Annotated in this window: 3 protein-coding genes; 1 reads left to right on the top strand and 2 read right to left on the bottom strand. The window is 72.8% G+C overall.

The features are described from left to right. Nucleotides 1-153: 153 nt before the first annotated feature. Nucleotides 154-1,575, bottom strand: a complete 1,422-nt coding sequence (locus ACFV6I_RS27445; protein ID WP_380428225.1) for a family 2B encapsulin nanocompartment shell protein — start codon at nucleotides 1,573-1,575, stop codon at nucleotides 154-156. Between the two features lie 378 nt (nucleotides 1,576-1,953). On the opposite strand from ACFV6I_RS27445, the gene ACFV6I_RS27440 reads away from it, so the two are divergent. Next, the gene (locus tag ACFV6I_RS27440) at nucleotides 1,954-3,033 is read left to right on the top strand and encodes an ATP-grasp domain-containing protein (RefSeq protein WP_380428223.1); all 1,080 of its coding nucleotides are present in this window, start codon (nucleotides 1,954-1,956) and stop codon (nucleotides 3,031-3,033) included. Nucleotides 3,034-3,131: 98 nt separating this feature from the next. Here the strand turns inward: ACFV6I_RS27440 and ACFV6I_RS27435 are convergent, their stop codons facing one another. Continuing rightward, a complete protein-coding gene (locus ACFV6I_RS27435) occupies nucleotides 3,132-3,677 on the bottom strand; it encodes a methylated-DNA--[protein]-cysteine S-methyltransferase (RefSeq protein ID WP_380428221.1) in 546 nt (181 codons plus the stop codon). Nucleotides 3,678-3,815: the final 138 nt, after the last annotated feature.

The following is a 3,815-nucleotide window of genomic DNA, read 5'->3' as shown; positions in this document are numbered from 1 at the left end:
CGGGGCGCGCCGCCGGGCCTGGGGGGGGGTGGGGGGCCGCCGGCGCCGGGGCGTGGAATTCCGACCGGCTCCGGTCGGCCGGTGCCCGGGCCTGGGCGCGTGCCCGGATATCGCGCGCCCGGCCGGAATGGTTGAGACTCGCCCGGACAGGGCCTAGCGCTGCGCGACGTCCACGTTCTCCAGGACGCCGACCGCGTCCGGGACCAGAATCGCGGCGGAGTAATAGGCGCTGACCAGGTAGGAAATGACGGCCTTGTCGTCGATTCCCATGAACCGCACCGAAAGGCTCGGCTGGTACTCGTCCGGAATTCCGGTCTGGTGCAGGCCGACGACGCCCTGGTTGTCCTCGCCGACGCGCAGCGCCATGATCGAGCTGGTGTGCCCGCCGATGACCGGGATCTTGTTGCACGGGAAGACCGGCACCCCGCGCCAGGCCGTGACGTGCTTGCCCTCGACCTCGACCGTGCCGGGGACGAGGCCGCGCTTGTTGCACTCGCGGCCGAAGGCGGCGATGGCCTTGGGGTGGGCGAGGAACATCTTGGTGCCGCGGCGGCGGCTGAGCAGCTCGTCCATGTCGTCGGGGGTGGGCGGGCCGGAGTGGGTCTGGATCCGCTGGTCGTACGCGGCGTTCTCCAGCAGGCCGAACTCGGGGTTGTTGACGAGCTCGTGCTCCTGGCGCTCGCGCAGCGCCTCGATGGTCAGCCGGAGCTGGTGCTCGGTCTGGTTCATCGGCTGGTTGTAGAGGTCGGCGACGCGGGAGTGCACCTTGAGGATGGTCTGCGCGACGCTCAGCTCGTACTCGCGGGGCTTGAGCTCGTAGTCCACGAAGGCGCCGGGCAGCTCGTACTCGCCCCGGTGCCCGGCGGAGAGGTCGATCGCGGCCTCGCCGTGCTTGTTCTGCGCCTGCTGGAAGCCGTTCAGGTACTCGATGACCTGCAGCTGCAGGGCCTCGGAGCGGTCGTGGAGCTCCTGGAAGGCGGGCCAGGAGAGCGCCATCACGGTGCCGGAGGTGGCGGCCCGGACGGTGTACGGCCAGGTGCCCTCCTCCTGCTGGAGGGCCTCGTCGCCGAGGTGGTCGCCGTCGGCGAGGGTGCCGATCACCGTCTCCTCGCCGTACTTGCCGGTGCCGAGCCGTTCGAGCTTGCCGTGCGCGATGAGGAAGACCTCGTTGATCGCCGCGCCGGCGGAGACCAGTACGTCGCCGGCGGCGAACTCCCGCTGCACGAAGCGCCCGGCCAGCTCCGTCAGGACGGCCTCGTCCTGGAAGCCGTGCAGCACCGGCACCTCGGCCAGCGTCGGCGGGACGATCCGCACCTCGGAGCCGGTCTTGACGAAGCTCACCCGACCGCGGCCGACCGAGTGGCGCAGGCGGCGGTTGACCCGGTAGGTACCGCCGGACACCTGCACCCAGGGCAGCGTCTTGAGCAGCCAGCGCGGGCTGATGCCCTGCATCTGCGGCGCGGACTTGGTGGTCGTGGCGAGGTTCCGCGCACCCGCCGTGCTCAGACTCTGCTGCTGCCGGATCTCCGGTTGCGCGCTGGGCGCGGGAACACCGGCATTGGTTTCGGTCGACATAGGGGGAGCCCTTCGCATGCCCGATGAAGTGTCGCCTTGCACATTCATGTTGCAGCTTCATGGTGGGCCCATTCGGGTGCATGCCGCAATCACTCATTCGAGTGGTTCGGGATAACCGAACAAATAGTACGACTGGATCACCCGATCGATATCTGTTCGATTAATTATTCGAACTTATCGGGAATACCGGCCCCCATCCTCCCCCATCGACACCCCCTCCGTCGCCACCCCTTGACGCCCGCACGCCCGGCACCCCTCCCGTCCAGGCCCGGGGAGCCGGCCGCTAAGGTGCCACCTCACAGGGCCCCCAGGCCAGTTGACGAGCACGGCCGACCACGAGCCCTGACCCTTCGTCACCCCATGCCCTGGGAGGCAGTCTTGACAGCCCCCGTCCGTGTCTGGCTCAACCGCACCTACGCCGAGAACGTCTTCTTCATCGAACAACTCCGCACCGCCCCTCGCCCGGTGGCGGTCCACGCGACCCACGCCGACCCCGACTCCCCGGTGCTCGCCGCCGCCGACCACGGCACCCTGGAACCCGCCGACCTGCCCGCCGACGCCTACGTCGGCTACGCGCTCGACTACTGCGCCCGGCACTCCATAACCGTCTTCCTCCCGCAGCTGCACCAGCTCGCCATCGCCCTCGCCCGGCCGGAGTTCGAGGCGATCGGCACCACCCTGCTCTGCCCTCCGGCCACCGCCATCGCCACCTACACCAGCAAGGCCGACGGCTACCGGGCGATCGCCGCCGCCGGACTGCCCACCCCGCCCTGGTGGCGGGTGCGCACCGCCGACGAACTGCTCGACGCCGTCGGCCGGATCGAGGCCGCCGGGCACACCGCCTGCCTCAAACCCACCACCGGCGCGGGCGGCACGGGCTTCCGGGTGCTCACCCGGGAGCCGTACGGGCCACGGCGGCTTCACGGCTGGGACCACCGGGTCCAGGTCGAGCAGGTGGCCGCCGCCCTGTCCGCCGGACCGGGCGCGGGGGACGAGGGGGACGAGCCCGTCGACCTGCTGGTGATGCCCTACCTGGACGGGCCGGAGGTCTCGGTGGACTGCCTCGCCGACCGGGCCGGCCACCCGCTCACCGTGGTAGGCCGCACCAAGGAGGGCCGCCGCCGCGGCTTCACCGCCGACCCGCGGTACCTGGAGCCGGTCCGGCGCCTGGTCGGGGCAAGCCGGATGGCGTACCTGTCCAACATCCAGTTCCGCGAACTGGCCGGGCGACCGGTGGTGATCGACGTCAACACCCGGCCCGCCGCCGGGCTCCACCAGCTGCGGCTGTGCGGCCTCAACCTGCCCTGGGACGCCGTCCGGCTGGCGCTCGGCGAACAGCCGGAACCCACCGGGGTGGATCCGGACGTGCACGGCGTCGAGTACACGCTGGTCTCCGGCATCCAGCCGGTGCGGCCGCGCCGGGCGCCGGCCCCGGTCTCCCTCGTCCGGCAGCGGTAGCCCGGACCCGACGGCGGGCGGCTCGTGCGGGGCTCATGCGAGGCTCACACGTGGCTCTTGCGGGACTCGGTGCGGCCGCGCCGACGGCAACCCCGGTGCTACAGCGGGCCGTTCCAGTCGAGCGTCGGCTCCAGCACGCCCTCCAGGGTGAGCAGCCAGCGCTTCACGTCGATCCCCACCCGGCCGCCGCCGAAGCCGCCGATCCCGTCCGCCGCCACCACCCGGTGGCAGGGCACCAGCAGGGCGACGGGATTGGCGGCCATCATCTGGCCGACCGTCCGCGCCGCCAGGCCGGGCTCGGCCACGTCCTCGAACACCCCGCTGAGGGACGCCAGTTCGCCGTAGGTGACGGTCCGGCCGTACGGCACCTCCTGCCAGAGCGTGCGCAGCACGGTGCGGTGCGGGCCGGAGCTCAGGCTCCAGTCGATCGGCAGGCCCAACTCACGGCTGCGGCCCGCCAGATAGGCGCCGATCCGGTCCCGGACGGCGGCGGTCTTCGACGCGTCGGTGCACGGCGGCAGTTCGCCGTCCCGCCCGCCGTACCCGGCCGCCGCCACGCCCAGCGGCGTCACGGCGATGTGCATCGGGCCGCTGGGCAGCGGCGTCTCCACGGTCAGCCAGGACATCGACCAGGACTGCGGCACGCTCGGGCCCCCACCCTCCGCCGGACCGGGGGGGGGGGGGGGGGCGCCCGCCCCCCCCCCCCGCCCCCCCCGCCCCCCCCCCCCCCCCCCCCCCCCCGCCCGCCGCCGCCGCGCCGCCGCCGCGCGCGCGCGCCCCCG

Origin of the sequence: Kitasatospora sp. NPDC059803 (genome assembly GCF_042732255.1) — a bacterium.
Taxonomy (GTDB): domain Bacteria; phylum Actinomycetota; class Actinomycetes; order Streptomycetales; family Streptomycetaceae; genus Kitasatospora.
The sequence above is the reverse complement of the archived record's forward strand: the minus strand, read 5'-3'. Positions and strand labels throughout refer to the sequence as shown.